Origin of the sequence: Microbacterium sp. LMI13-1-1.1 (assembly GCF_040815625.1) — a bacterium.
GTDB lineage: Bacteria > Actinomycetota > Actinomycetes > Actinomycetales > Microbacteriaceae > Microbacterium > Microbacterium forte.
Genome location: NZ_JBFPNL010000008.1, coordinates 44,365 through 69,407, shown reverse-complemented (window position 1 = coordinate 69,407; position 25,043 = coordinate 44,365). Strand labels below are relative to the sequence as shown.

Genomic DNA, 25,043 nt, shown 5'->3' with positions numbered 1-25,043 from the left:
AAGCCGAGCGAGACGAAACGCGGTATCGATGCGCGACACGCTTGAGGAGAACTGATGCTGTACTCGCACGTGACCCCGGCCGAGAAGCGCCGCCTGTTCCGCGAACGTCTCGCGAGCGGTGAGCTGCTGCGGTTCCCCGGTGCCTTCAACCCGCTGAGCGCCCGCCTGATCGAGCAGAAGGGATTCGACGGGGTCTACATCTCGGGCGCGGTGCTCTCGGCCGACCTCGGGGTTCCCGACATCGGCCTCACCACGCTGACCGAGGTCGCCGGCCGGGCGAAGCAGATCGCGCGCATGACCGACATCCCGGCGATCGTCGACGCCGACACCGGTTTCGGCGAGCCGATGAACGTCGCCCGCACGATCCAGGAGCTCGAGGATGCGGGCCTTGCCGGCACCCACATCGAAGACCAGATCAACCCGAAGCGCTGCGGACATCTCGACGGCAAGAGCGTGGTCGACGAGAGCACGGCGATCCGTCGCATCCGAGCGGCGGCCGACGCCCGTCGCGACCCGAACTTCCTGATCATGGCGCGGACCGACATCCGCGCGGTCGAGGGGCTCGAATCCGCGATCGATCGCGCCAAGGCGCTGGTCGACGCGGGGGCCGATGCCGTGTTCCCCGAGGCGATGCGCACGCTCGCCGAGTTCGAGGCGATGGCGAACGCACTGGACGTGCCGATCCTGGCCAACATGACCGAGTTCGGCAAGAGCGACCTGTTCTCGGTCGACCAGCTGCGCGACGTCGGCGTCAACATGGTCATCTGGCCCGTGTCGCTGCTGCGCATCGCGATGGGCGCGGCGGGCCGTGCGCTCGATACGCTGAACGAGGAGGGGCACCTCACCTCGAAGCTCGGTGAGATGCAGCACCGTGCCGATCTCTACGACCTGATCGACTACGAGTCCTACAAGCAGTTCGACTCGGGCGTCGCAGGTTTCACCGTCACGAAGGAGTGAGCATGACCGAGCCGGACATCAAGAAGGGCCTCGCCGGGGTCGTCGTCGACACGACCGCGATCTCGAAGGTCAACCCCGAGACCAACAGTCTGCTCTACCGCGGCTACCCCGTGCAGGAACTGGCGGCGACAAAGCCCTTCGAGGCGGTCGCGTACCTGCTCTGGCACGGAGAGCTGCCGGATGCCGCACAGCTGGCGGCTTTCCGCGCGACGGAGCGTGAGCACCGCGCGCTGGCAGACAACGTGAAGACGGCGATCGACCTGGTGCCCGTCGAGGCCCACCCGATGGACGAGGTGCGCACGGCGGTCAGCCTGATCGGCGCCTCTGACCCGAACGCGGGCGGATCGGTGCTGGATGCCGGCGGCAGCCCCGAGCAGAACCTCGAGCGCAGCATCCGTCTGTTCGCGGCGCTGCCGGCGATCGTCGCCTACGGTCAGCGTCGCCGCCGAGGGGAGCAGCTCATCGAGCCCCGCGACGACCTCGACTATTCGGCGAACTTCCTCTGGATGACGTTCGGTGAGGAGCCCGATCCGGTGGTCGTCGATGCGTTCAACCGCTCGATGATCCTGTATGCCGAGCACTCGTTCAACGCCTCGACGTTCACAGCCCGCGTGATCACCTCGACCCTCAGTGACCTCTACTCAGCCGTGGTCGGAGCGATCGGCGCGCTCAAGGGCCCGCTGCACGGCGGTGCCAACGAAGCCGTGCTGCACATCTTCGACGAGATCGGCGAGGCATCGAACGTCGTGCCCTGGCTCGACGACGCCCTGGCCGAGAAGCGCAAGATCATGGGCTTCGGTCATCGCGTCTACAAGAGCGGCGACTCGCGTGTGCCCACCATGAAGGCCGCTCTCGACACTCTCGTCGAGCACTACGACCGCCCCGAGGTGGCCGAGCTGTACGACGCGCTCGAGTCGGAGTTCGTCGCGCGCAAGGGCATCTACCCGAACCTCGACTATCCGTCCGGCCCTGCCTACAACCTCATCGGCTTCGACACCCTCACGTTCACGCCGCTGTTCGTCGCGGCGCGCGTGACCGGGTGGACGGCGCACGTGATCGAGCAGGCCGGAGCGAACGCGCTGATCCGCCCGCTGTCGCTCTATGACGGCGTCGACGAGCGTCACATCGAGGACTGAGCAGGGCACCGGCCCGGGTCAGCACACCCGGGTCGGGTGCTCGTCGGATGCCGTGCTCGCCGCGGCGGTGGTGATCAGCTCGCGCGGGCGAGGTTTCCGAGCTCGGTGCCGGACGCATCCTTGATCACCAGGACGTCTCCGTCGATCTCGACCGCGCGGATTCCGCGCATCCAGTCGTCCACCCCGGGGCAGGCCTTGAGAGTCGATGCGAACCGGGCGAGATCGACGCGGTCGCCGTTCACCGAGTAGGTCGTCGTGATGCCGTTGCATCCATCGCTGCCGTGCACCGTGCCGTCGGCGGCGAACTCGAGGTGCGGCTGGCCCTTCGCATCCTCGCCCCAGAGCCCGACGAGCTTCTCGATGACGGCGTCGTCGTCGCTGTTCGAGGTGGGTGCGCCACCCGGTGCCCCCGTCGCGCAGGCCGCGCCCATCAGCGCGAAGGCTCCCAGAATCGCGAGGCCGACGAGGTTTCGTGCTCTGCGGTGGGTGCTCATGCTGGCCATGCTAACGGTGCCGCCTGCGAATGCGATCGCATTCTCGATCCGGCCGGGGGCGGAGGGGTTCGCCGGGTCGGAGGACGGAGCGCGTGCGCGCATATCGCACAAAGGACGTCCAGGTCAAGGGGTGAAATTCCGGTAAACAATTTCCCCATTCTGTGGATTTACTGGGTACTGTTCTAGAGATCCCTGTTCGTTCCGACGGACAGGATCCTGCTTGTCGGGGGGCCAGCGTCGCAGTTCACGCCTCCACCGGGAGGCGAACGGTTCTGTGTGCATCGCACACTGCCGGATATGAAACTGACTGACGATCCGTGACCAGCAAGGACATACATCACATGAAGCACAGAGTGACAGGGCGGCGCGCACTCGCGTTGACCGCCGCGACGACGATCGCCCTCTCGGGCCTGCTCGTTGCGGGACCGGCTTACGCCGAGGATGGCGCAGAGCCGACCCCGACTCCCTCTTCGACCGCGACGTCGGAGACGAATGCGCCGGTCGAGGCCGAGGAGACAGTCGAGACCGAGGCACCCGCCGTCGAGACTCCGGATGCTCCTCCGGCAGACGTCGTGAAGACCGCAGAGGCCGCAGCCGACCATGGTGTCGAGTTCGTGGCCCGCGGTACAGGCGCGGACGGTGACGAGATCACCGTCATCTCTGAGGATGGCGCGACCGATGACGCAGCTGTCAAGGCGTTCGCGGCTGAGGCCGACATTCCGACAGAGACTGTCGTGACGGTCGCTGGAACCCCGAAGGCATTCGCCGACGGCGACATCGTCGGTGGACAGGGCTACCTGAGCCTGGATCAGGACGACTTCCTCTACAACTGCTCCGTCGGCTTCGCCGCCTGGAGCCCGCAGGGTGACCCGGCGCTGCTGAGTGCAGGGCACTGCGCGCTCGACGGCGACAACAACCCGATGGTCGGAACCTTCTGGAGCGTTCCGAGCGAGCAGCCCGCGGCCGGCGGAGACGACGAACTGCCTACGCCCCTCGAGCCCCTCGGTGTCTTCGCGTTCGCTCAGTTCGGCGGCACGGACAACACTCCGGGATCCGACGGCGACACGAACGCGACCGACATCTCGGTGATCGACGTCGTGGCCGGCACGAACCCGCTCCCGTTCGTCACGGATTGGACCACGGCCACCACAGCCTACGACTCGCTCGCAGACAGCGGAGTCTCCATCAAGGCAGTCGGTGCCGTAGTTCCTGGCGCCGTCTCGAAGAGCGGCCGCACGACCGGTTTCACGACCGGCGCGATCGACGGCAACGACATCGTGGACGGTTGGTTGCAGATCGAGGACCGCTGGGTGCAGGGCTTCTCGAGCAACACCATCGCCGGCCCCGGCGACTCCGGTGGCGCCGTCATCCAGGGCAACACCGCGGTCGGACTGATCTCCGGTGGTATCGAGGCTGAGCCTGGCGTCGAGCAGTGGACCTGGGCGGCATCGCTCACCGCGGCACTTCCCAAGACCGGCGGCTACGAGGTCGCACTCGACATCGACGCGCCGGTCATCACCAGCCCGACCGATGGCGCAGATGTGCAGCCCGGAACGACCGTCACCGGAACCGCTCCCGGAGCGACCGAGGTCACGGTCACCGGCTTCGGTGCAGACCAGACGGTCGCCGTCACGGACGGCGCCTTCTCGTTCGTCGGACCCGTCGAACTCGGTGCACAGACCATCACGGTCACCGCGCGCAACGGCCTCAGCACCTCGGAGAGCACGACGATCGACGTGACCGTCGTGCCGGCTCCGCTCGTCGCACCGGTCATCACCTCGCCGGCTAACGACTCGAGGGTCAACGAGACCGTCACCGAGGTCAGCGGCACCGGCCTGCCGACGACCACCATCACGGTGACCGACGCGAAGACCGATGACGTGCTCGGCACGACCGAGGTCGCCGGAGACGGTTCCTGGACCGTCGACGGGCTCTCCTTCGAGTACGGCCTTGACTACAGCATCGTCGTGACGCAGACCCGCGACGAAGAGGTCTCGCCTGAAGCCACCTCGACGTTCTCGGTCGTCCCCGTCTCGCCGGCCGTGACCTCGGTCACGAACGGCGCGGAGTTCGCCCACAACGACGGTCCTTCCGGGCTCGCCGGCACGGGCATCGACGGCGCGACCGTCACGGTGAAGCTCAACGGCGCTGAGCCGGCGTCGGCGAACACGGCGGCCCTCGCGGGCGCCTTCGCCGCCGCGAGCGGCACGTTCACGGCCACGGTCGAGGACGGCGCATGGAGCGTCGACTTCGGCGCGGCTCTCGAGTCGGGGTCGTACACGGTCTCGGCCACGCAGGCCATCGACGGCGTCTCGTCGGATCCGACCGACCTGTCGTTCGCTGTTCTCGCCGCCCCGGTCGCCGGTGGTGGTGGCGCTGCGGCACCCGGTGACGGCGGACTCGCCGTGACCGGTGCCGACCTGCTCGTCCCGCTCTCCGCCGCAGCCATCGCGCTCGCGCTGCTGTCGGGTGGACTGCTGCTGGTCTTCCGTCGTCGCCAGCTCATCGAGAGCTGACACGCTGATCACCTCCTGAGGGTGTGACCGGCTTCGGCCGTGAACCCCTCGCTGAGAAGCCCGGTATCGAAAGATGCCGGGCTTCTTCGCATCTCCGGGACGCCGCCGTCTCCACAGCGCCGCAGTCCGCGGGGTGCCGCGTGCGCCGACGAGCGGATGCCGTGAGCACAGCGGAAGGCCCGGCATCGGAATGCGATGCCGGGCCTTCTGCTGTCGAGGCGAGCCTCAGGCGAGTTCGATCACCGACCACGACAGCGGCGGGAGCGTCGCGCGCACCGCGCCGTCGACGACCTCTGCGGCTGCGAGCGGCACCATGTGCACGGCATCCTGCGTGGTCTCGAGGTTCGCGGTGCGGCGGTCGCCGCCCTCGGGGATCGTCAGCGTCTCGGCGTTCACGACGCGGAGCCCCGTGAGACCGCGCAGCTCGACCGTCAGGTCGCTCTCCTCGTCGAGCGAGCGGTTCGCGACGAAGACGACGACGCGTCCGGTCTCCTCATCCCACGTCGCCGCGGCATCGACCGCGTCGACGCCGCCGTAGCGCTTCGTCTCGATCTGCGGTGCCGACACCGCGAGGCGCAGGATGCGACCCTTCGCGAGGCGAGCCATGCGCTCGAACGGCCAGAAGCTCGTCTGACGCCAGGCCGGACCGTTCTCCTCCGAGCGGATCGGCGCGATCACGTTGACGAGCTGCGCCTGGTTGGCGATCTTCACGCGGTCGCCGTGGCGCAGCAGGCTGTTGAGCAGCGTGCCCACGACGACGGCATCCGTCACGTTGTACGTGTCCTCGATCAGACGCGGGTGCTCCCGCCAGCCCGACTTCGCGACCTCGCCGGCCTCGACGTCGTTGTACTTCACCTGGTCCCACACGTTCCACTCGTCGAACGAGATGTCGACCTGCTTGGTGTGCTTGCCCGCGGCCTTCACGGCGTCGATCGTCGCGATGACGCCGTCGATGAACGCATCCATGTCGACCGACTCGGCGAGGAACGACTCGGCGTCGCCGTCGTGCTCCTGGTAATAGGCATGCATCGAGACGAAGTCGACCTCGTCGTAGGCGTGCGTGAGCACCGTGTGCTCCCACGTGCCGAACGTCGGCATCGACCGCGCAGACGAGCCGACCGCGACGAGCTCGATCGTCGGGTCGACCAGCTTCATGGCCTTGGCCGACTCCTGCGCGAGGCGGCCGTACTCGGTCGCGGTCTTGCCGCCGATCTGCCACGGTCCGTCGAGCTCGTTGCCCAGGCACCACAGCTTGATGTCGAACGGCTTCTCAGCGCCGTTCTTGCGACGCAGGTCCGACCAGTAGGTGCCGCTCGGGTGGTTCGCGTACTCGACGAGCGACCGTGCCTCTTCGACGCCGCGGGTGCCGAGGTTGATGGCCTCCATGACCTCGACGTCGGCCTCCTTCGCCCAGTCCATGAACTCGTGCAGCCCGAACGCATTGGTCTCGATGGTGTGCCATGCGCCGTCGATGCGCACGGGGCGGTCTTCGACCGGGCCCACTCCGTCTTCCCAGCGGTAGCCGGAGACGAAGTTGCCCCCGGGGTAGCGGACGACGGTCGGACCCATCTCCTTCACCAGGGCGAGCACGTCCTGACGGAAGCCGCGCTCGTCTGCCTGCGGGTGCCCCGGCTCGTAGATGCCGGTGTACACGCAGCGCCCCATGTGCTCGACGAACGACCCGAAGAGCCTTCGGGGGACGTCGGCGATGGTGAAGTCGCGATCGATGGTGATGCGGGCTTGAGACATTGCTCTCCTTGTGAGTGGGCCGGGGTGGGGCGTTTCGTCTGGTCGCTGAGCTCCTCGCTGAACGACCGACGATGAGGATCGGTGGGGACTACTGACCGCCGAAGCCGCTGGTCGCGACTCCCTTGACGATCTGCTTCTGGAAGATGATGAACACGATGATCAGCGGCAGTGCGGCGAGCACGGCCTGCGCCATGACCTGCGCGTACTGCACGCCGTAGGCGCTGATGACCGTCTGCAGGCCGACCGGCAGCGTCATCAAAGTGGTGTCGTTGATGACGAGGAACGGCCAGAGGAAGTTGTTCCACGCGCCGATGAAGACGAAGATCGCGACGGAGGCCAGGATCGGCCGCGAGAGCGGCAGCACGATCGACCAGAAGATGCGCAGACGGCTGGCGCCGTCGACGCGGGCCGCGTCTTCGAGCTCGATCGGGATCGCGTCGAAGAAGCGCTTGAGGATGAACACCATCGCCGGGGCGACGACCTGCGGCAGGATCAGACCCCAGTAGGTGTCGATCATGTTGAACGCGAGCATCTCGTAGAACAGCGGGATGATCAGCACCTGCGGCGGCACGACGATGGAGGCGATGATGACCACGAACAGCCACTTGCGGCCCGTGAAGTCGAGCCGGGAGAACGCGTAGGCGGCGAGTGCCGAGATCGTCAGGGTGATCAGGGTCACTGCGACCGACGTCCACAGGCTGTTGAACGCCCAGGTGTAGACGTTGCCCTGCGACAGGATCGCCGCGAAGGCCTCGACGGTCGGGCCCGAGGCGCCGATCCACGACGGGTCGCCGCTGGCGGCATCCGTCTCGGTCTTGAAGGCGGTCGCGACCGCCCAGAGGAACGGCAGCAGCCAGCCGATCGCGAGGATGATCAGGACGACGAGGGCGCTGATGCGCAGCGCACCGAACGGCTTCTGACCTGGCAGGTGCGAGCGGCGGGCTCGCGCCGGCTTGGCGGTGGTGATGGTCTCGGTGAGTGTGGCGGTGGACATCACAGCTGCGACTCCTTCCGGCGGCGCATGATCAGAGCCTGCGCGACGCCGATGATGACGATGAGAGCGAAGAACACGTAGGAGATCGCGGCCGAGTAGCCGAATCGGTAGCTGACGAAGCCGGCTTCGTAGATGTACTGCACGATCGAGCGGGTGGTGTCGCTCGCGACGCCGCCGAGCATCTGGTACGCCTGATCGAACAGCTTCAGCGATGCCAGGATCTGCAGGATAAGGATCAGCACGGTCGCCGGTCCCAGCTGGGGGAGCGTGATCGACCAGAACTGCCGCCACGGGCCCGCGCCGTCGAGCGATGCGGCCTCGTACTGCTGTGGCGGGATGTTCTGCATCGCGGCGAGATAGAGAAGGAAGTTGAATCCGACCGTCCACCAGATGGTGGCGATGACGATCGACAGCATGTTGGTGTCGGGGTTCTGCAGCCAGGCGAGCGGCTCGAGGCCGAAGAACTCGAGGATGTTGTTCGCCGCGCCGATCTGCGGGTTGAAGATCCAGACCCAGATCTGCGAGATCACGGTCGAGGCGAGCAGATACGGCATGAAGAACGACAGCCGCCACAGCCACTGACCGGGAAGGCCGCGGTCGACGAGAGCGGCCATGAGCAGCGCGATCACGACGAGCGGCACGGTCGACAGCAGCGTGAACCACACCGTGTTGCCCATCGACTGCCACATCTTGGGGTCGGCGAGCGCCTCGGCATAGTTCGCGAAGCCGATGAAGGATCCGCCTGCCCCGGTGAGCGACTGGTCGGTGAAGCTGAGGATGATGCCGTGCACGATCGGCCACGCGAGGAACAGCACGAACGCGAGGAGGAAGGGAGCGAGGAACGCCCAGCTGATGAGCTGCTCGCGGTTGCGGGAGGAGCCGGCGCGTCGAGCGGGCAGGGCCGACTTCGAGCCGGTGACGATCGTGCGCGTGGAGTCCGTCGCGGTGGTCATGATGCGAACGTCCCCTCGGGGTCGGCCGGGTTGGGCTGTCGGAGGAGTGTGTTCACCCGGGCCTCGAACCGGTCGATGGCCGCCGCGGGGTCGTCGCCCGAGAGCAGCACCCCCTGCACGGCGGCGCCGAACTCGCCCTGGAAGCTCGACCCCGAGCCGGTGAACCACGCGGTGGGGTCGTAGACGACGTGCTGCGCGGCCTCGGCGTAGTTGGCCTGGGGAATGAGGTCGGCGTACTCGGGCGATTCGGTGACCGGGAGGAAAGCAGGGATGTGCCCTGCCTCGGCCCACCCGAACGACCCCTTCAGCATGTCGGCGACGAACCGGTAGGTCAGGTCGCGCTTCGCGGGATCGGCGTTGGTCTGATGCGGCAGCACGAACGAGTGCGAGTCGGCGTAGACCGCCGGCGTGCCGAACAGCGTGGGGATCATGGTGGCATCCAGGGGCAGTTCGGCCGCCTGCATCGTGCGCAGCTCCCACACGCCGGTGAACAGCATCCCGCTCTTGCCGGTGGCGAACTCGGCCACCGCGCTGCCGTAGTCGGCCTGCGCGAGGGCGATCTCGCCGTCGAGCAGGGTGCGCATGAGGGTCAGAGACGCGACAGCGGCGTCCTTGTCGATCACGGCCTTGCCGCCGGCCGGCAGTTCCATCGCACTGCCGTGCTGCGAATAGAACGTGTAGAAGAGACGCCACATCTGGGCGCCGTCGCCGAGGTAGCCGTACGAGAGCGCGTGACCCTCGGCCTGGCCCCCGATGGCGCGCAGCTGATCGAGGAACTCCTCAGGAGAGGAGGTCTCCTGCAGTCGGCCGTCGCTGTCGAGCACGCCGGCCGCGTCGCAGATGTCGGTGTTGAACATCGCGACGAACGGATGCGCGTCGAGCGCGACGCTGTACATGTTCTCGCCGACGAAGCCTTTCTCCCAGATCGGCTTCGGGAACGTCGAGGCGTCGACTCCGAGGTCTGCGAGCCGGTCGAGGTCCCAGGTGTCGAGCAGGCCACCCGGTGCCCAGCCGACCGTGCGCGTCGCGTGCATGATCGCGACGTCGGGGGCCCGGCCGCCGGCACCCGCCATGGCGAGCTTCGTGTAGTACGGGGTGCCCCACGCGAGCACGGTGGGGCGGATGCGGTAGTCGCTCTGCGCCGCGTTGGCGGCGTCGAGCAGCTGCGACATGGTCACGCCGTCGCCTCCGGAGAGCAGATGCCAGAACTGCAGGGTCGTGGTGTTCGAACCGGGGACGGTGCCAGGGGCGCAGCCGGCGAGCAGCGCCGCGGCGGCCGTGACGGAGGCGGCAGTCAGGAACTGCCGCCGAGACAGATCGAGCGGGGGCGTCATCGTCACTCCTTCGTGACAGCGGGCGGGGTCGGGTCTCATCATTACATCGATGTAATCGGCCGCGCAAGAGTGAAGTCCGCAACCCGCGTGAGCCGCGGGGCCGACGGGCGGAGAACGCTCCGCGGGTGCGTGTCAGGGGCGGTGGCCGCGCGGGCGGCCCCGTGTGCTGTCACGCTCGAGCAGGTGATGCGACAGGGTGAGCGCCCGCGGCGGGGCGGAGCGGTCGTCCATGCGCGATTCGAGCAGGGTGAGCGCCGCATCGGCGAAGGCGCGGCGGTCGAAGGCGAGCGTCGTGAGAGACGGAGACGTATAGCGCGAGAACTCGACGTCGTCGAAGCCCGTCACGATCACGTCGTCCGGCACGTTCACGCCGTGGTCGTGCAGTGCGTGGAGCGCGCCGAGCGCGAGCGAGTCGGTGAAGGCGATGATCGCGTCGAACGCCACTCCCCGTCGGAACAGCGTCTGCACGCCATCCGCCCCGCCCGTCATCGACCACGGCATCGGATTGATCTCCAAGGCGGTGTCACGGGGGATGCCGGCCTCGCGAAGCGCGTCGTGCACGCCCTCGAGTCGCAGACGGCCCGTCGCGGTCGCGACCGACGGATCGTCGTCGGCGCCGATCACGGCGATGCGCGTCGCTCCGCGAGACAGCACGTGCCTGGTCACATCGGCCGCGGCTCGGCGGCTGTCGATGCGCACATGGTCGGCCCTGTTCTGCTCCACCTCGCCGAGCACGACGAGAGGGGGCAGCCGGTCGGCGTACTTCAGCACGCTGTCCTCGAGACGGATGGGGTTCAGGATCAGTCCGTCGACCAGGTGCGCGCGAGCCCGGGAGACGAGCTCCCTCTCACGTTCGGGGTCGGTCGCGGTCTCCTCGATCTGCACGGCGAGGCCGCGATCATGCGCGGCGTCGACGATGCGGTGCATGAGCTCGGCCGAGAACGCGGTCGCGAGGTCGGGTAGGGCGACGGCGATGATGCCCGAGCGGCCCTTGCGGAGTCCTCGGGCGTTGAGGTTCGGCACGAAGTCGAGCTGCGTCATCGCGGCCTCGACCCTGAGCTTGGTCTCCTCGCGCACGGCGACGGTGCCGGTGACGACGTTCGAGACCGTCTTGGGTGAGACGCCCGCGAGTGCGGCGACGTCCTTCATCGTCGCGCGCGGCGGCGGCATCGCTGTCATCCGGTCAGCCTATCCACCGGCTCGCCCGCGAGCCCGCCGCGCCGCGGAATGTCCGGACTCGCTGGCTACTATGGCCCGATGACCATCGAACGCAACTGGGCAGGCAACCTCACCTACCGTGCTTCCGCCGTCGAGCACCCGGGCTCGATCGACGAGCTGCGGCATCTGCTCGCCCGGGGCGGAGCCGCGCGCATCCTCGGATCGAGGCACTGCTTCAACGACATCGCCGACACCGACGGCCTGCTCATCGCCCTCGATCGGCTGCCCGTCGTGTTCGAGGTGAACGAGGCGCGTGACGCGGTGCGCGTCTCCGGCGGGCTGCGATACGGCGACCTCGCTCCGCTGCTCGACGCCGAGGGACTCGCGCTCGCCAACCTCGCCTCGCTGCCCCACATCTCGATCGCCGGCGCCGTCGCGACCGGCACGCATGGCTCGGGCGACGCCATCGGCTCGCTGGCCTCGGCGGTGCGCGCGCTGACGATCATCACCCCGGCGGGGGAGACGCGCACCCTCGCCCGCGGTGACGACGACTTCGACGGCGCGGTCGTCAGCCTCGGTGCGCTGGGTGCGGTCGTCGACGTCACGCTCGATGTCGAGCCCACCTACGAGGTGGCACAGCACGTGTTCGAGCATCCGTCGTGGGATGCGATCCTCGCCGACTTCGACGACGTGACAGGCATCGGCACGAGCGTCAGCATCTTCTCGCGCTGGGAGCACACCGACTTCGCCGACCAGATCTGGGTCAAGCAGCGCCAGCCCGAGGCCCGGGAGCTCGCCCGTGACGACCTCTTCGCCCGATTGGGGGCGGAGCCGGCGACCGCCAAGCGGCATCCGATCATCGGCGTCGATCCTGTCGCCTGCACCGAGCAGCTCGGCGAGTCGGGACCGTGGTTCGAGCGCCTCGCGCACTTCAAGCTCGAGTTCACGCCGTCGGCCGGCGCCGAGATCCAGAGCGAGTACCTCGTGCCCCGCGCCGACGCCGTCGCCGCGATCCAGGCGGTGCGCACGCTCGCCGGTCAGATCGCGCCGCTGCTGCTCGTGAACGAGATCCGCACGGTCGCCCCCGACTATCTGTGGCTGAGCTCGTCGCAGGGCACGGATGCCGTCGGCATCCACTTCACCTGGAAGCCCGACGAGGCGGCCGTGCGCGCGTTCCTGCCCACGCTCGAAGCGGCACTGCCCGAGACCGCCCGCCCGCACTGGGGCAAGGTCTTCACTCTCGATGCCGCAGAGGTGCGCTCGCGCTATGCGCGATGGGATGACTTCGCCGCCCTCGCGCGGCGCTTCGACCCCGAGCGTCGACTCGTGAACCCGTACCTCGAGCGCCTGGGGCTGTAGCGGGATCCATTGCACCACCCCGGTTGTTCTCGGTAACATTCTCCGAGGCTCGGCCGACGGAGGTGTGCATGGCGAACGTCGGCTCAGACAAGCCCAACATCCGTCAGGTCGCGACCATCGCGGGCGTCTCGCACATGACGGTGTCGCGTGTTCTCAACGATCACCCGAACATCAAGCCCGACACGAAGCGCCGCGTCCTCGAGGCGATCGAGGAGCTCGACTACCGCCCGAATCTCGTCGCCAGGGCGCTCGCCACCCAGCGCACCCGGCGCATCGGCGTGATCGTCGAGAGCGCGGTCGCGCATGGCCCGACCAGCATCCTGCGGGCCGTCGAGCTGTCGGCGCGCGCCACGGGGTACTCGGTCACACCGATCGCGCTGCACGAGGGTGATGCGCTGTCTCCCCAGGAAGCGGTCGACCACCTCGTGACGCAGGGGGTCGATGCGCTGTGCGTGATCGCGCCACGTTCGTCATCGGTGGCCGCTCTGCGGCGCATCGCCATCACCGTTCCCATGCTCGTGGTCAAGGCCGACGCCGATCCGACCTTTCTCACGGTCTCGATCGACCAGCACGCCGGCACGACGTCGGTGGTCGATCACCTCGTCGCGCTCGGACACCGAGACATCCTGCACCTCTCCGGCCCGCTGGACTGGCTCGATGCGAGAGCGAGAGAGCGCGCCTTTCACACGAGGGCCAAGTCGTGGGGCATCCGTGAACGGCCCATCGTCGTCGGAGACTGGTCGGCCGACTTCGCCTACGACTTCGCGAAGGGTCTCACCCGGCTGCCGGATTACACGGCGATCTTCGCCGCCAACGACGACATGGCGATGGGCCTGATCCACGGGCTGCACGACAGGGGCTTCGAGGTGCCGCGAGACCTCAGCGTGGTCGGGTTCGACGACATCCCGCTCGCTCGGCATTTCATCCCTCCGCTCACGACGGTGCGCCAGGATTTCGGCGCACTGGGCGTCGCGGTGGTCGAGATGCTGCGCGCGGCCATCGAGGGTCGTGACATCCCCGCGCTCACCCGGATCCCGACCGAGCTCGTCGCCCGCGGATCGTCGGCCGCGCCCAGGGAGGTGCGGTGACCCCCGACCGTGGTCCCGAGCCGGTGGTGCGGCTCGAGGGCATCACGGTCGAGTTCCCGGGCGTGCGCGCGCTCGACGCCGTGGACTTCCGCCTGCTCCCCGGTGAGGTGCATGCCGTGATGGGCGAGAACGCCGCCGGCAAGTCGACGCTCGTCGCGGTGATCACCGGCACGCTCTCTCCCGACGAGGGCGCGGTGGTCGTCGACGGCGAGCCGCGTCGCTTCTCGGGAGTCGCCGACAGTCGAGCGGCCGGCATCGCCACGGTGTTCCAGGAGGCGCAGCTGAGCCCCAATCTCAGCGTGGCCGAGAACGTGATGCTCGGGCGGGAGCGCCGGGGCCGATTCGGAATCGACTGGCGCAGGACCTGGGCGGATGCCGCCGAGGCGCTGGCCAGGCTGGGACTCGACGACCTCGACCCGAAGACGCCGCTGTCGATGCTGACACCGGCGCAGAAGCAGCTGGTCGCTCTCGCTCGTGCGGTTGTCGACGATCCGAGGGTGCTCATCCTCGACGAACCCACCTCGAGCCTCGACGTCGCCGAGGTCGCCACTCTGATGCGGGTCATCCGGGGTCTGCGGCAACGCGGCGTCGCGATCCTGTTCATCTCGCACTTCCTCGAGCAGGCGTTCGCGATCAGCGACCGCATGACGGTGCTGCGCGGCGGGCGACGGGTGGGCGAATACGCGACGCGCGACCTCGACCGAGCCGACCTGATCTCGAAGATGCTCGGCAAGGACATCGACAGCCTGAGGGCCCTCGGCTCGGAGCGCAAGGCTCATCACTACGCGTACGACGGGGAGCCGGCCATGCAGGCGTCCGGTGTGGGTAGACGCGGCGAGCTGGAGCGCATGGACGTCGAGATCCAGAGGGGTGAGATCGTGGGGCTCGCGGGCCTCCGGGGATCGGGGCGCACCGAGCTCGCGTCGTTGCTCAGCGGGTCGGTGCGCACCGACAGCGGAGAGCTCTGGGTCGACGGTGAACGCGTGCAGCTGCGCAGCCCCTCGGCAGCGCTGCGGCACCGCATCGCGCTGTCGGCCGAGAACCGGGGTACACAGGGCATCATCGGCGAGCTCACGGCCCGCGAGAACATCATCCTCTCGCTGCAGGCGCTGCGCGGATGGACTCGTCCTCTCTCGCACGCCGAGTCGAGGGGTCTCGTGGAGACGTACGTCGAGGCGCTGCATCTCGACCCTGCGGACCTCGACCGCCCGGTCGGTCTCCTGTCGGGGGGAACGCAGCAGAAGGTGCTCCTCGCTCGAGCGCTGGCGGTGCGCCCTCACGTGCTGATCCTCGACGAGCCCACTCGGGGGATCGACATCGCGGCCAAGGTCGAGGTGCAGCGCCGCATCAGCCAGCTGGCCGGAGACGGCGTGGCCGTCGTGTTCATCTCGTCGGAGCTCGAAGAGGTCGTGCGGCTGAGCGATCGCATCGTCGTGCTGAAGGACCGCGAGAAGATCGGCGAGCTCAGCAACGGTCCGGGTGTGACCGTCGACACGGTGGTCGAGATGATCGCCGCCGAGCTGAGTCACAGCGCGGAACTGTGATCGGTAACAACATCCACCGACCGTGATCGGTCCTATTTGGTAACGAAGTCTTGTGTTCCAGAAGTTGTTCCCGGTAACATCGCGGCAGGACATGCGAAGCAGCTGTCCTGCAATCACGTCAGGACCATGACTGGTCCGCCACCGCCGGAATGACCGCCGGCATCTCAAAGAGGAGAAGAAATGTCCGCGAAGAAGCGCATCCGCGTCGCGTTCGGCCTGGCAGCAGTCGGCGCACTCACCATCGGCCTTGCGGCCTGCTCGTCCGGCGACTCGGGCGGCGACGGCGGAGGCGGCTCAGAGGAGATCACCACCGTCGGCTTCGTGGCTGTCGGCCCCGAAGGCGCATGGCGCGAGGCGAACGAGCAGAACATCCAGGACACCTTCACGGAGGACGCCGGATACGAGCTCAAGTACGCCCCCGCCACGAACCTCGACCAGAAGTCGCAGATCGACGCCTTCACGTCGTTCGTCGACGAGGGCGTCGACGTCATCCTGCTGTCGGCCACTGAGGCCTCCGGCTGGGAGGACTCGCTCAAGCGTGCGCAGGAGGCGGAGATCCCCGTCATCCTGCTCGACCGCGGCATCGAACCAGACGACGACAGCCTCTACGTCACGCGCATCGCCCCCGACAACGTCGAGGTCGCCAAGGAGGTCGGCACCTGGGCTGCGGCCACGTTCCCCGACGGCGGCAACTACGTCGTGCTCGAGGGCCCGGCCGGTGTCGGCGTCGTGAACGAGCGCAACACGGGCTTCGACGAGGGCCTGGGCGACTCGTCGCTCACGAAGCTCGACGCGCAGACCGCGAACTGGTCGGCGGAAGAGGGCAAGAGCGTCTTCGAGACGATGCTGAAGTCCTCGAACAACGACATCCAGCTCGTGTTCGCACAGAACGACGAGATGGGCCTCGGTGCCGCGCAGGCCGCCGAGGAGGCGGGCCTCGTCGTCGGTGAGGACGTCAAGATCGCCACGATCGACGGCACCAAGAACGCCATGCAGGCGCTGGCCGACGGTCAGCTCAGCTACGTGCACGAATACAACCCGCTGTTCGGTGAGACCGCGCTCGAGGTCGTCGAGAAGGCTCTCGCCGGCGAAGAGGTCGAGTCGTACATCGTCGTCCCCAGCGAGGCGTTCGACTCCGCCGAGGCGGCCCAGGCCGTGCTCGCCGACCGCAAGTACTGACCGAGCACCGAACCCGACGCCGGAGCGATCCGGCAGCGAACCCGGGTGGGGCAGGAGCACTGCTCCACCCGGGTTCTGCGGACGGAGAGACAGCGATGAACGAAGCACTGCCCATCGTCGAGATGCGGGGGATCTCCATCGAGTTCCCGGGCGTGAAAGCCCTCGACGGGGTCGATTTCCGGCTGTTCCAGGGCGAGGTCCACGCGCTCATGGGAGAGAACGGCGCCGGAAAGTCGACCCTGATCAAAGCACTGACCGGTGTCTACCAGATCGACTCGGGGTCGATCGTCGTCGCGGGTCAGGAGCGCAGCTTCGGCGGTGCGGACGACGCGCAGGATGCCGGGATCTCGACGGTCTACCAGGAGGTCAATCTCGCCCCGAATCTCTCGATCGGCGAGAACGTGATGCTCGGACACGAGCTGCGTGGAGTGTTCGGCATCAACTGGACGGCCACCCACCGCGCCGCGACCGACGCTCTCTCCCGACTCGGGCTGGGGCACCTCGACACGCGCCGACCGCTCTCGACTCTCTCGATCGCGCTGCAGCAGCTCGTCGCCATCAGCCGCGCGATGGCGATCAAGGCCAAGGTGCTCATCCTCGATGAGCCGACCTCCAGCCTCGACGCCGCCGAGGTCGACGGCCTCTTCACCGTGATCAGGGCGCTGCGCGACCAGGGCGTCGCGATCCTCTTCGTCTCGCACTTCCTCGATCAGGTCTACGCGATCAGCGACCGCCTGACGGTGCTGCGCAACGGACTGTACGAGGGCGAGTACCTGACCCGAGACCTCGACCGCCATGCCCTCATCTCGAAGATGATCGGCAAAGACCTCGACGCGCTCACGTCACTCGGGGGCAACCGCCGCCGTACGCCGCGCGACGCGGACGAGAAGCCGCTGCTCGCAGCATCCGGAATCGCACGACGAGGCGCGGTCGAGGCGACCGACCTCGACATCCGCCCCGGCGAAGTGATCGGCTTCGCCGGTCTGCTGGGCTCCGGACGCACCGAGCTCGCGCGACTGCTCTACGGGGCCGACCGCACCGACGAGGGCACGATCGAGCTGCACGGTCACCGGGTCGACCTCAAGTCACCGGCCGACGCGCTGCCTCGCCGCATCGCCTTCTCGACCGAGAACCGTCGCGACGAGGGCATCATCGGAGACCTGACCGTGCGCGAGAACATCGTCCTCGCGGTGCAGGCCGAGCGCGGGTGGGCGCGGCCGATGAGCCGCAAGGAGCAGGATGCGATCGTCGACCGCTACATCGAGCAGTTCAACGTCCGCCCGGCCGACCCCGACCGGATGATCAAGAACCTCTCCGGTGGCAACCAGCAGAAGGTGCTGCTCGGCCGCTGGCTCGCCACGCAGCCCGAGCTGCTGATCCTCGATGAGCCGACCCGCGGCATCGACGTGGGCGCCAAGGCCGAGATCCAGGAGGCGGTGGCCGAGCTCGCCGAAGACGGCGTCGCCGTGGTGTTCATCTCGTCCGAACTCGAAGAGGTCGTGCGTCTCTCCGAACGGATCGTCGTGCTGAAGGACCACCGCAAGATCGGCGAGATCCAGAACGGCCCCGACGTCACCGCGCAGGTGATCGTCGATGTGATCGCCGCTCATGGAGTGGAGGCCGCGGCCGAGACGCTCGACGACACAGACGGCGCCGTGCCCGATAGCATCGCCCCCACGACCGACAAGGAGGCAGCGCGATGACCGCGTCAGCCGGCACCACCATCTGGCGGGATCTGATCCACAAGCCGTTCTTCTGGGGCATCGTCGCGATCCTCGCACTGCTCGCCCTGAACGTGATCAAGGACCCGACCTACCTCGCGCTCTCGATCAACCCCAACAACGGCAACCTGGTGGGCAACCTGATCGACATCCTGCGCCAGGCGGCGCCGATCATGATGATCGCGATCGGGATGTCGCTCGTGATCGCCACCGGCGGCATCGACCTCTCGGTCGGCTCGCTCATGGCCGTCGCCGGGGCCGTCTCGATGGAGTTCCTCAGCGCCGCCGGCGACTCCTTCGGTGCGGCGCTCGCCGCGGTCGGGCTCGCGCTGGTGATCACCGGCATCCTCGGGGCGGTCAACGGTCTGCTCGTCGCCTACGTCGGGCTGCAGCCGTTCATCGCGACCCTCGTGCTCATGCTCGCAGGCCGAGGCATCGCCAAGGTGATCACGGGCGGGCAGAACACCACGGCGTCGAACGACGCGTTCCGGTGGATCGCCAACGGCTTCGTGATCGGCATCCCCGTGGTGTTCATCCTCGCCGTGCTCATCGTGATCGCCGTCGGTTGGGTCGTCAGGCGCAGTGCGCTGGGTCTCATGATCGAGGCGATCGGCATCAACCCCCGCGCCAGCCGCATGGCGGGCATCAAGCCGAAGGGCCTGCTGCTCACGGCATACATCATGAGCGGCATCCTCGCGGGGATCGCGGGGATCATGTCGGTCGGCAGCGTCATGACCGTCGACATCTCGCGCACCGGGTATCAGCTCGAGCTCGACGCGATCCTCGCTGTCGTCATCGGCGGCGCGTCGCTGGCCGGCGGCAAGTTCTCGCTCAGCGGCGCGTTCGTGGGAGCGCTGCTGATCGCCACGCTCGACAAGACCGTGCTGTACCTCGGGGTCTCGTCGTCGGCGACGCCGGCGTTCAAGGCCATCGTGATCGTCGTGCTGTGCCTGCTGCAGTCGCAGCGGGTGCGCAGCTGGTTCCGGTCGCGCCGCAAGGCCCGACCGGTCGAACAGGTCCTCGCCAAGGAAGAGGTGTCCGCATGAGCGTCGTGACCGCCACCCCGGCTCCGCAGGCGACCGAGACCATCGTCGAGCGCGTACGCCGCATGATCACGGCGAACCCGTCGGTGCTGCCGACGATCGCCTCGGTCGCGATCTTCGTCGGCATGGTGATCTTCGGCGAGGTGGCTTACGGCCGCATCCTGCAGTTCAACACGCTGTCGAACCTGCTGATCAACAACGCGCACCTCATCGTGCTGGCCGTCGCGCTGACCTTCGTGATCCTCACCGGCGGAATCGACCTGTCTGTCGGCTCGATCATCGCGGTCTCCTCGGTCGCGGGAGTCATGCTCTCGAACGCCGGATGGAACGCGTTCGCCGTGATCATCGCGATGATCGGCATCGGCGTGCTCTTCGGCATCGTCTCGGGCGTGCTGATCAGGTATTTCAACGTGCAGCCGTTCATCGCGACGCTGGCGATGATGTTCCTCGGTCGCGGCCTCGCGTCGCTGCTCAGCACCAAGCCGGAGCGACTCGGCGAGGAATCGCCGATCCGCTGGATCGGCACGCAGCTGAAGATCATCGACGGCCCGAAGGTCAACGACCTCGTGATCACCCCCGCGGTGCTCGTCGCGGTGATCGTCGTGGCCGCCGCGTTCTTCGTGCTGCACCGCACTCGCACGGGGCGCACGGTCTACGCGATCGGCGGGTCGGAGAGCTCGGCGCTGTTGATGGGGCTTCCCGTGCAGCGCACCAAGGTGCTGGTCTACGTGATCAGCGGCGGGCTGGCCGGTCTCGCGGCGGTGCTGTACACCGCCCGACTCGGAACCGCGCAGAACATCACCGGCATCGGATGGGAACTCGACGCGATCGCCGCAGCGGTCATCGGCGGCACCGTGCTGACCGGCGCGTACGGCTATGTGCTCGGGTCGGTCGTCGGAGCGCTGGTGCTGGGGCTCATGAACGTGCTGATCACACGCGACGGCGGAATCCCTCCCGAGATGACCACGATCATCACCGGCGGCATCCTGCTCGTGTTCGTGCTGCTGCAGCGGGCGGTCACTCGAAAACGCGAGTAGCTCGATTCGAATCATCTGAATGGCTCCATCTCGCATAGAGGTGGGGCCATTCGCGTGCCGGGGAGGGTCTGCAACCTCGCTTTGCGTATCGGAATACAACACATGGGAAGCACTAATGGCCTCATATGAGGACACTAGTGTGGAGGCAGGTGATCCTTGGGGGGAACGTGCGCCGACCAATCCGTGTGGACCACGAAGGTATGCAGGGCATGGCCAGAACGCTGAACGGCCTTGCTGTCGGCGGATCGGCGAGTGCCTTGGATCTCTCGCCGATGAGGAGCGATCTCGTGACGTCGGCGGCATCGATGTTCTCGCGCGGCTGGGGCGACGCCGTCACTGCGCTCGAATGGGCCGCGCGTGGTCTCGCCGGCGCCGTCGACGAGACCGCCTCCGACTTCGTCGCTGCCGAGCAGGCTCACATCGATGCGCTCGCCGCCTACGTCGCCGCGCTGGACGACTGATGCCGTCCAACTGGACGTGGTCTGATCCGGGCGCGGGCGATGTCGGATCATGCGGGCTCGCTGCTCGATGGGCCGAACTTCGGGCCTCCGATCTGTCCGACGCGCGCGCCGCGGTGACCACGATCCTGCGCGATCTCGATGCGTCGTGGACAGGCGAGAGCGCCGACGCCTTCCGCGGGCGGGCGGCTGGTCTGCGGCGAGATCTCGAGGATTCCGCTGAGGCGATGGATGCAGCCCGCAGAGCCGTCACCCAATACGGCGACGCTGTCGCCAAGATCGCGGCGCGGGCCGAGCCGCTGAAACAGAACCTCGCGGCGGCGCAGCTGATGCTCGACATGGTGAGTGAAGGCGGGCTGTTCGACAATGATGCCGCGGGTATGGAGCATCGGCTCCAGGCAGAACAGCAGGCGAAGAGGGATGCGAAGAGCGCGTCGGAAGCACTCGCCGGCCTCGCTGAGGATAGAGCGACCGCGGATCAGACCCTCGCGAGTCTGCTGGGCCGCGTGGCATCGGCCGCATGGGGAGGTCTGCGCTGCGTCGCCGAGAGTCCGGAGGGATCACGTCGTGACAGGGCCAACAGGCGCGTGATGGAGATGCTCGGTCAATTCTGGAAAGGCGACCTCGGCCGAGGTGTGGTCCTCGGTCCCGACGACCCGTTCGTGTCGACGTTTATGAGGAGCGATCACATCGAAAGCGTGCGGGAGCAGGTGCTGGCCGACTTGCGAAGTGGGAAGCTCTCCTTCAGTACGGACACGGGTCTGGACTACAACAGAGAAATCAGCAACAATGCTTCAATTCTCATCAACGATGGCGTCAACCTCGCGACAAGTTCGATGTCAGGCCCTGTGGCCGATTTCTATCTGGGGGACCGGAATCTGCCGGAGTCCTTCCTCGGGTCATACGCACTCAGGGTTTTCGCCGACTGTTCCCTCGTGGACGGAAGTGTCGACGTGACCTATGTGATCAACAACGACACGACCACAGATTCCGCGACGCGCATCCCCGGCACAGGAGGCGGGCACCTGCCGATCGTCTACTCCTCGATGCTCGCCGCGGAAGTCGGCAGCGGCGAGTGGGCGCCGCAGCACCAGACGATCGTGTGGACGGAGACGGTGTATCCATGACTGCTCTCGTGCGAACGCAGCGGATGATCGCTGCCCTCGGGGGAGTCGTCGCTGTGGTTCTCACGCTCACCGGGTGCGCGCCGCAGATTTCGTCCCCCGTCGGCACATGGCGGGCGGTAGGTGAGGACACCGGCACGCTCACGGTCCACGAGGATGGAACCTTCGTCATGCACGGAGCTTCGTTCAATCCGTTGGGCTATGTCGATGCCGGCGACTTCGCTGGCGTTGGTACCTGGGACACGTACCCCGACGACCCCGAGGTCGTGCTTCGCTTCTCGCAGGCTGCCTCCGACGGCTTCCGTGTGGAGCCCGCCTCTCTTTCACGAGCGTTCGCGTCCGGAGCGATCCGCTTCACCGATCCGGACGAGACCGTCGGCATCGAGTTCCGTATCGAGGATTCAGCCGAATGACGATGGAACTGTCGTCGGATTCATCACGCCGTCGGAATCCACACCCGCATGGTCGACGGACCCCGCCGGGCCCAGTCGTGGTAGGCGATCAGGGGCGCATCGACCGTGTCGCCGGTCGAGCGGTGGCGCACCGGCAGCACCACGTGACCGTCGCTCTCGACGGGGTCACCGACCACGACCGCGTCGCCGACATCGGCTCCGAGATCGATCGACTCGAGCGCCAGCACCTCGGGACCGCGTTCGATCACGACGCTGCCCCGCACGGCATCCACCATCGGATGCGGTGACGTGGCCCTCGCCACGATCGGCAGGCTGAGCTCGACGACGTCGCCGGCGCGGAACGCGCGAGTGATCTCGACCCCACCGGCGGGTGCGGGGGACTCCGTGACCTCGCCGCCGCTGTGCACGCGCACCGTCGCTCCTGATGCCCATGACGGCACGCGCAGCGTCAGCGTGAACTGGGCATCCTCGGCGATCACGATCCGCACGTCACCCTCGACGGGGTAGGTCGTCGACACCTCGAACGCCACGACCCGGCCGTCCGGCAGCGTCGTGCGCACAGTCGACGGCGCGTACTGGTGCAGCTGCACGCCGTCGTCATCCGCCGTGGCGACATACGCACCGAGGCTCGCAAAGGCGCGCGCCACGTTCGGAGGGCAGCACGACACCTCGAACCACGGGGCGCGCAGTGACGACGAGGCGCGCGCCGACGTGGCATCCGGGTCCGCCGGCGTGCCCGGCGTGCGCTGATGCAGCGTGTTGGCGTAGAAGAACGCGCGGCCGTCGTCGGCCGGGGAGGTCGCGACGACGTTGAACAGGGTGCGTTCGATGAGGTCGGCATGCCGGACGTCACCGGTCGCGAGCAGCAGACGCCACGAGAACATGATCGAGCCGATCCCCGCGCAGGTCTCGGAGTAGGCGCGGTCCGGCGGCAGCTCCCAGTCGTCACCGAAGGCCTCGTCCTGGTGATGCGACCCCTGGCCGCCGGTCACGTACGTGCGGCGCTCGACCGTGCGATCCCACTGACCTCGCAGGGCATCGAGCAGCTCGACATCCGACCTCTCGATCGCGACGTCGGTCGCTCCGGAGGCGAGGTAGTTGGCGCGCACCGCGTGCCCGCGCAACGCCTGGGCGTCGCGCACGGGCACGTCGTCTTGGAAGTACTCCTGCCCCCACTCGATCTCGCCCAGAGACCCGCGGCCGTGCCGCTCGACGAACAACGCGGCCTGATCGATGTAGCGCTGCTCACCGAGCGCGCGACCGAGCTCGGCCAGGCCCACCTCGACCTCGGCGTGCCCGCAGATCGCGTCGCGCCCGTCGACGCCGAACTCCTGGCATACGAGTTCGGCAGCGAGGCGGGCGACGGCCACGAGTCCGTCATCGGCGTCAGGCCTCGTGCGCACCCGGGCGACGGCCGCCTGGAAGAGGTGTCCGAGGCAGTACAGCTCGTGCCCCCACTGCAGGGCCGACCAGCGCTCGCCCTGACCGTCGCGGCCGAACATCGTGTTGAGGTATCCGTCGGGCTCCTGCGCGGCGGCGACCCGGTCGACCACGCGGCGGAACCGCTGCTCGAGATCGCTGTCGGCCCCGGCATCCGTGCGTCCGATCTCCCACGCGAGCGCCTCGAGGTACTTGTAGATCTCGGAGTCGGCGAACTCGCGCCCCCGGCGCCCGGCGGGAAGCGTGCCGGCGGCGGCGAGGTCGAAGTTGGGCAGCCAGCCCTCGGACTCCAGGCGCGACTCGATGTGCGTGAGAGTGGCTGAGCCGTTCACGGTCTGGCGGTCGCCCCAGAACCCTCCGGTGATGCGCACCTCGTCGAGGCCGAGGGGGCGCAGGCGTCCGCGCGTGGGAACCACCGGAGCGGCCGGTGTCGTGGTGTCGAACATGGTCATCCCTTGAAGGCGCCGGACATGAAGCCGCGCACGTAGTGTCGTTGCAGGATCAGGAAGAGCAGGATGCAGGGGAGCGCCAGCACGACGACGCCCGCCTCGGTGGCGCCGTAGTCGACGACACCCTGCACCTGCCCACGGAGGTTCGCCACCGCGAGAGGCAGCGTCATGCGATTGGTGTCGTTGATGAGGATCAGCGGGGCCATGAAGTCGTTCCACGCGGTGAGGAACGCGAACAGTCCGACAGTGACGAGCCCCGGCTTGACCGCGGGCAGCAGCACCCGCCACAGCGCGCCCCAGCTGGAGCATCCGTCGACCATCGCGGCTTCATCCATCTCCCTCGGGATCGACTCGAACGAGATGCGCATCATGAACATCGAGAACGGCAGCTGGAACATCGTGATCACCAGCGCGACGCCGACGAGCGAGTTCTGCAGGCCGACCGAGTTGAGGATCACGTAGAGCGGAATGAGCAGCGTCGCGTAGGGCACCATCAGGATCGCGAGAGTCAGCAGGAACAGGGCGTTCTTGCCGGGGAACGAGAAGCGCGCGAACGCGTAGCCGCCCAGCAGCGAGATGAACAGCGTCAGCGCCACGGTGAGCACCGAGACGAACAGCGAGTTGCCGAGGTACACCCAGATGCCCGCCTGGTACTCGCCGAGGGCGGCGTAATTGCCGAAGCCCCAGCCGTCGGTCTGGCTGGTGCCCGCCATCGGGCTGACCGACGAGACGCCGGTCCAGATGAGCGGGTAGAGGAAGATCACCGCGAGGGCGGTGGTGAACACCCAGTACGGGATGCCGAAGACGACGCGGGCCGCCTTCGAGCGGTACCGGGGTGCGGTGGGCTGATGATTCGGGGCGACGATGGTGCGTGTCAGGGTCTGGGACATGGTTCTC

General features: G+C 67.7%; 21 protein-coding genes. 13 read left to right on the top strand and 8 right to left on the bottom strand.

Annotated features, from left to right (window positions below; all coding sequences use genetic code 11):
- Positions 1 to 54 precede the first annotated feature (54 nt).
- Both prpB and MRBLMI13_RS17670 read left to right on the top strand, forming a co-directional pair.
- Complete coding sequence (gene prpB / locus MRBLMI13_RS17675) at positions 55 to 957, top strand: methylisocitrate lyase (RefSeq protein ID WP_367824294.1); 903 nt, start codon at positions 55 to 57, stop codon at positions 955 to 957.
- A 2-nt stretch (positions 958 to 959) separates the two neighbouring features.
- The gene (locus tag MRBLMI13_RS17670; RefSeq protein ID WP_367824292.1) at positions 960 to 2,093 is read left to right on the top strand and encodes a bifunctional 2-methylcitrate synthase/citrate synthase; all 1,134 of its coding nucleotides are present in this window, start codon (positions 960 to 962) and stop codon (positions 2,091 to 2,093) included.
- Between the two features lie 74 nt (positions 2,094 to 2,167).
- Here MRBLMI13_RS17670 and MRBLMI13_RS17665 read toward each other — a convergent pair whose 3' ends face one another.
- Complete coding sequence (locus MRBLMI13_RS17665; RefSeq protein ID WP_367824290.1) at positions 2,168 to 2,587, bottom strand: META domain-containing protein; 420 nt, start codon at positions 2,585 to 2,587, stop codon at positions 2,168 to 2,170.
- Positions 2,588 to 2,928: 341 nt separating this feature from the next.
- On the opposite strand from MRBLMI13_RS17665, the gene MRBLMI13_RS17660 reads away from it, so the two are divergent.
- The gene (locus MRBLMI13_RS17660; protein WP_367824288.1) at positions 2,929 to 5,103 is read left to right on the top strand and encodes a hypothetical protein; all 2,175 of its coding nucleotides are present in this window, start codon (positions 2,929 to 2,931) and stop codon (positions 5,101 to 5,103) included.
- 225 nt (positions 5,104 to 5,328) lie between these two features.
- Here MRBLMI13_RS17660 and MRBLMI13_RS17655 read toward each other — a convergent pair whose 3' ends face one another.
- From MRBLMI13_RS17655 to MRBLMI13_RS17635, 5 genes are all read right to left on the bottom strand, one after another.
- Positions 5,329 to 6,852, bottom strand: a complete 1,524-nt coding sequence (locus tag MRBLMI13_RS17655) for an alpha-N-arabinofuranosidase (protein ID WP_367824286.1) — start codon at positions 6,850 to 6,852, stop codon at positions 5,329 to 5,331.
- A gap of 88 nt (positions 6,853 to 6,940) precedes the next feature.
- Positions 6,941 to 7,846, bottom strand: coding sequence for a carbohydrate ABC transporter permease (locus MRBLMI13_RS17650; protein ID WP_042541398.1), 906 nt, complete (start codon positions 7,844 to 7,846; stop codon positions 6,941 to 6,943).
- Positions 7,846 to 8,799, bottom strand: a complete 954-nt coding sequence (locus tag MRBLMI13_RS17645; RefSeq protein ID WP_042541399.1) for a carbohydrate ABC transporter permease — start codon at positions 8,797 to 8,799, stop codon at positions 7,846 to 7,848. Before MRBLMI13_RS17645 ends, MRBLMI13_RS17650 begins: the two co-directional genes overlap by 1 nt.
- Positions 8,796 to 10,133 (bottom strand): extracellular solute-binding protein, encoded by a 1,338-nt coding sequence (locus MRBLMI13_RS17640; protein WP_079113632.1) that lies wholly within the window; start codon positions 10,131 to 10,133, stop codon positions 8,796 to 8,798. The genes MRBLMI13_RS17645 and MRBLMI13_RS17640 overlap by 4 nt, the downstream gene beginning before the upstream one ends.
- A 132-nt stretch (positions 10,134 to 10,265) precedes the next feature.
- Positions 10,266 to 11,312, bottom strand: coding sequence for a LacI family DNA-binding transcriptional regulator (locus MRBLMI13_RS17635; RefSeq protein WP_367824283.1), 1,047 nt, complete (start codon positions 11,310 to 11,312; stop codon positions 10,266 to 10,268).
- Positions 11,313 to 11,390: 78 nt separating this feature from the next.
- Here MRBLMI13_RS17635 and MRBLMI13_RS17630 point away from each other — a divergent pair, with 78 nt between their 5' ends.
- From MRBLMI13_RS17630 to MRBLMI13_RS17585, 10 genes are all read left to right on the top strand, one after another.
- A complete protein-coding gene (locus tag MRBLMI13_RS17630; RefSeq protein WP_367824281.1) occupies positions 11,391 to 12,650 on the top strand; it encodes a D-arabinono-1,4-lactone oxidase in 1,260 nt (419 codons plus the stop codon).
- Between the two features lie 68 nt (positions 12,651 to 12,718).
- Complete coding sequence (locus MRBLMI13_RS17625) at positions 12,719 to 13,738, top strand: LacI family DNA-binding transcriptional regulator (protein ID WP_042541402.1); 1,020 nt, start codon at positions 12,719 to 12,721, stop codon at positions 13,736 to 13,738.
- Positions 13,735 to 15,282, top strand: a complete 1,548-nt coding sequence (locus MRBLMI13_RS17620; RefSeq protein WP_367824279.1) for a sugar ABC transporter ATP-binding protein — start codon at positions 13,735 to 13,737, stop codon at positions 15,280 to 15,282. The genes MRBLMI13_RS17625 and MRBLMI13_RS17620 overlap by 4 nt, the downstream gene beginning before the upstream one ends.
- A gap of 180 nt (positions 15,283 to 15,462) precedes the next feature.
- Positions 15,463 to 16,461 carry a substrate-binding domain-containing protein gene (locus tag MRBLMI13_RS17615; protein WP_042541404.1) on the top strand — a complete coding sequence of 333 codons (999 nt, stop codon included), beginning with the start codon at positions 15,463 to 15,465 and terminating at the stop codon, positions 16,459 to 16,461.
- 95 nt (positions 16,462 to 16,556) lie between these two features.
- Positions 16,557 to 18,164: a sugar ABC transporter ATP-binding protein gene (locus MRBLMI13_RS17610; RefSeq protein ID WP_042541405.1), complete on the top strand. Its 1,608-nt coding sequence runs from the start codon at positions 16,557 to 16,559 to the stop codon at positions 18,162 to 18,164.
- Complete coding sequence (locus MRBLMI13_RS17605; RefSeq protein WP_079113629.1) at positions 18,161 to 19,228, top strand: ABC transporter permease; 1,068 nt, start codon at positions 18,161 to 18,163, stop codon at positions 19,226 to 19,228. The genes MRBLMI13_RS17610 and MRBLMI13_RS17605 overlap by 4 nt, the downstream gene beginning before the upstream one ends.
- Positions 19,225 to 20,262 carry an ABC transporter permease gene (locus MRBLMI13_RS17600; RefSeq protein ID WP_052492985.1) on the top strand — a complete coding sequence of 346 codons (1,038 nt, stop codon included), beginning with the start codon at positions 19,225 to 19,227 and terminating at the stop codon, positions 20,260 to 20,262. The genes MRBLMI13_RS17605 and MRBLMI13_RS17600 overlap by 4 nt, the downstream gene beginning before the upstream one ends.
- 209 nt (positions 20,263 to 20,471) lie before the next feature.
- On the top strand, positions 20,472 to 20,723 hold the full coding sequence (locus MRBLMI13_RS17595; RefSeq protein WP_157534287.1) for a hypothetical protein: 252 nt from the start codon (positions 20,472 to 20,474) through the stop codon (positions 20,721 to 20,723).
- A 113-nt stretch (positions 20,724 to 20,836) separates the two neighbouring features.
- A complete protein-coding gene (locus MRBLMI13_RS17590) occupies positions 20,837 to 21,847 on the top strand; it encodes a hypothetical protein (protein WP_367824275.1) in 1,011 nt (336 codons plus the stop codon).
- Positions 21,844 to 22,257 (top strand): hypothetical protein, encoded by a 414-nt coding sequence (locus tag MRBLMI13_RS17585; protein ID WP_367824273.1) that lies wholly within the window; start codon positions 21,844 to 21,846, stop codon positions 22,255 to 22,257. Before MRBLMI13_RS17590 ends, MRBLMI13_RS17585 begins: the two co-directional genes overlap by 4 nt.
- A gap of 23 nt (positions 22,258 to 22,280) precedes the next feature.
- Here MRBLMI13_RS17585 and MRBLMI13_RS17580 read toward each other — a convergent pair whose 3' ends face one another.
- Positions 22,281 to 24,149 carry a glycoside hydrolase family 127 protein gene (locus MRBLMI13_RS17580; RefSeq protein ID WP_414686002.1) on the bottom strand — a complete coding sequence of 623 codons (1,869 nt, stop codon included), beginning with the start codon at positions 24,147 to 24,149 and terminating at the stop codon, positions 22,281 to 22,283.
- Positions 24,146 to 25,036 (bottom strand): carbohydrate ABC transporter permease, encoded by an 891-nt coding sequence (locus MRBLMI13_RS17575; RefSeq protein WP_079113626.1) that lies wholly within the window; start codon positions 25,034 to 25,036, stop codon positions 24,146 to 24,148. Before MRBLMI13_RS17575 ends, MRBLMI13_RS17580 begins: the two co-directional genes overlap by 4 nt.
- Between the last annotated feature and the right edge of the window lie 7 nt (positions 25,037 to 25,043).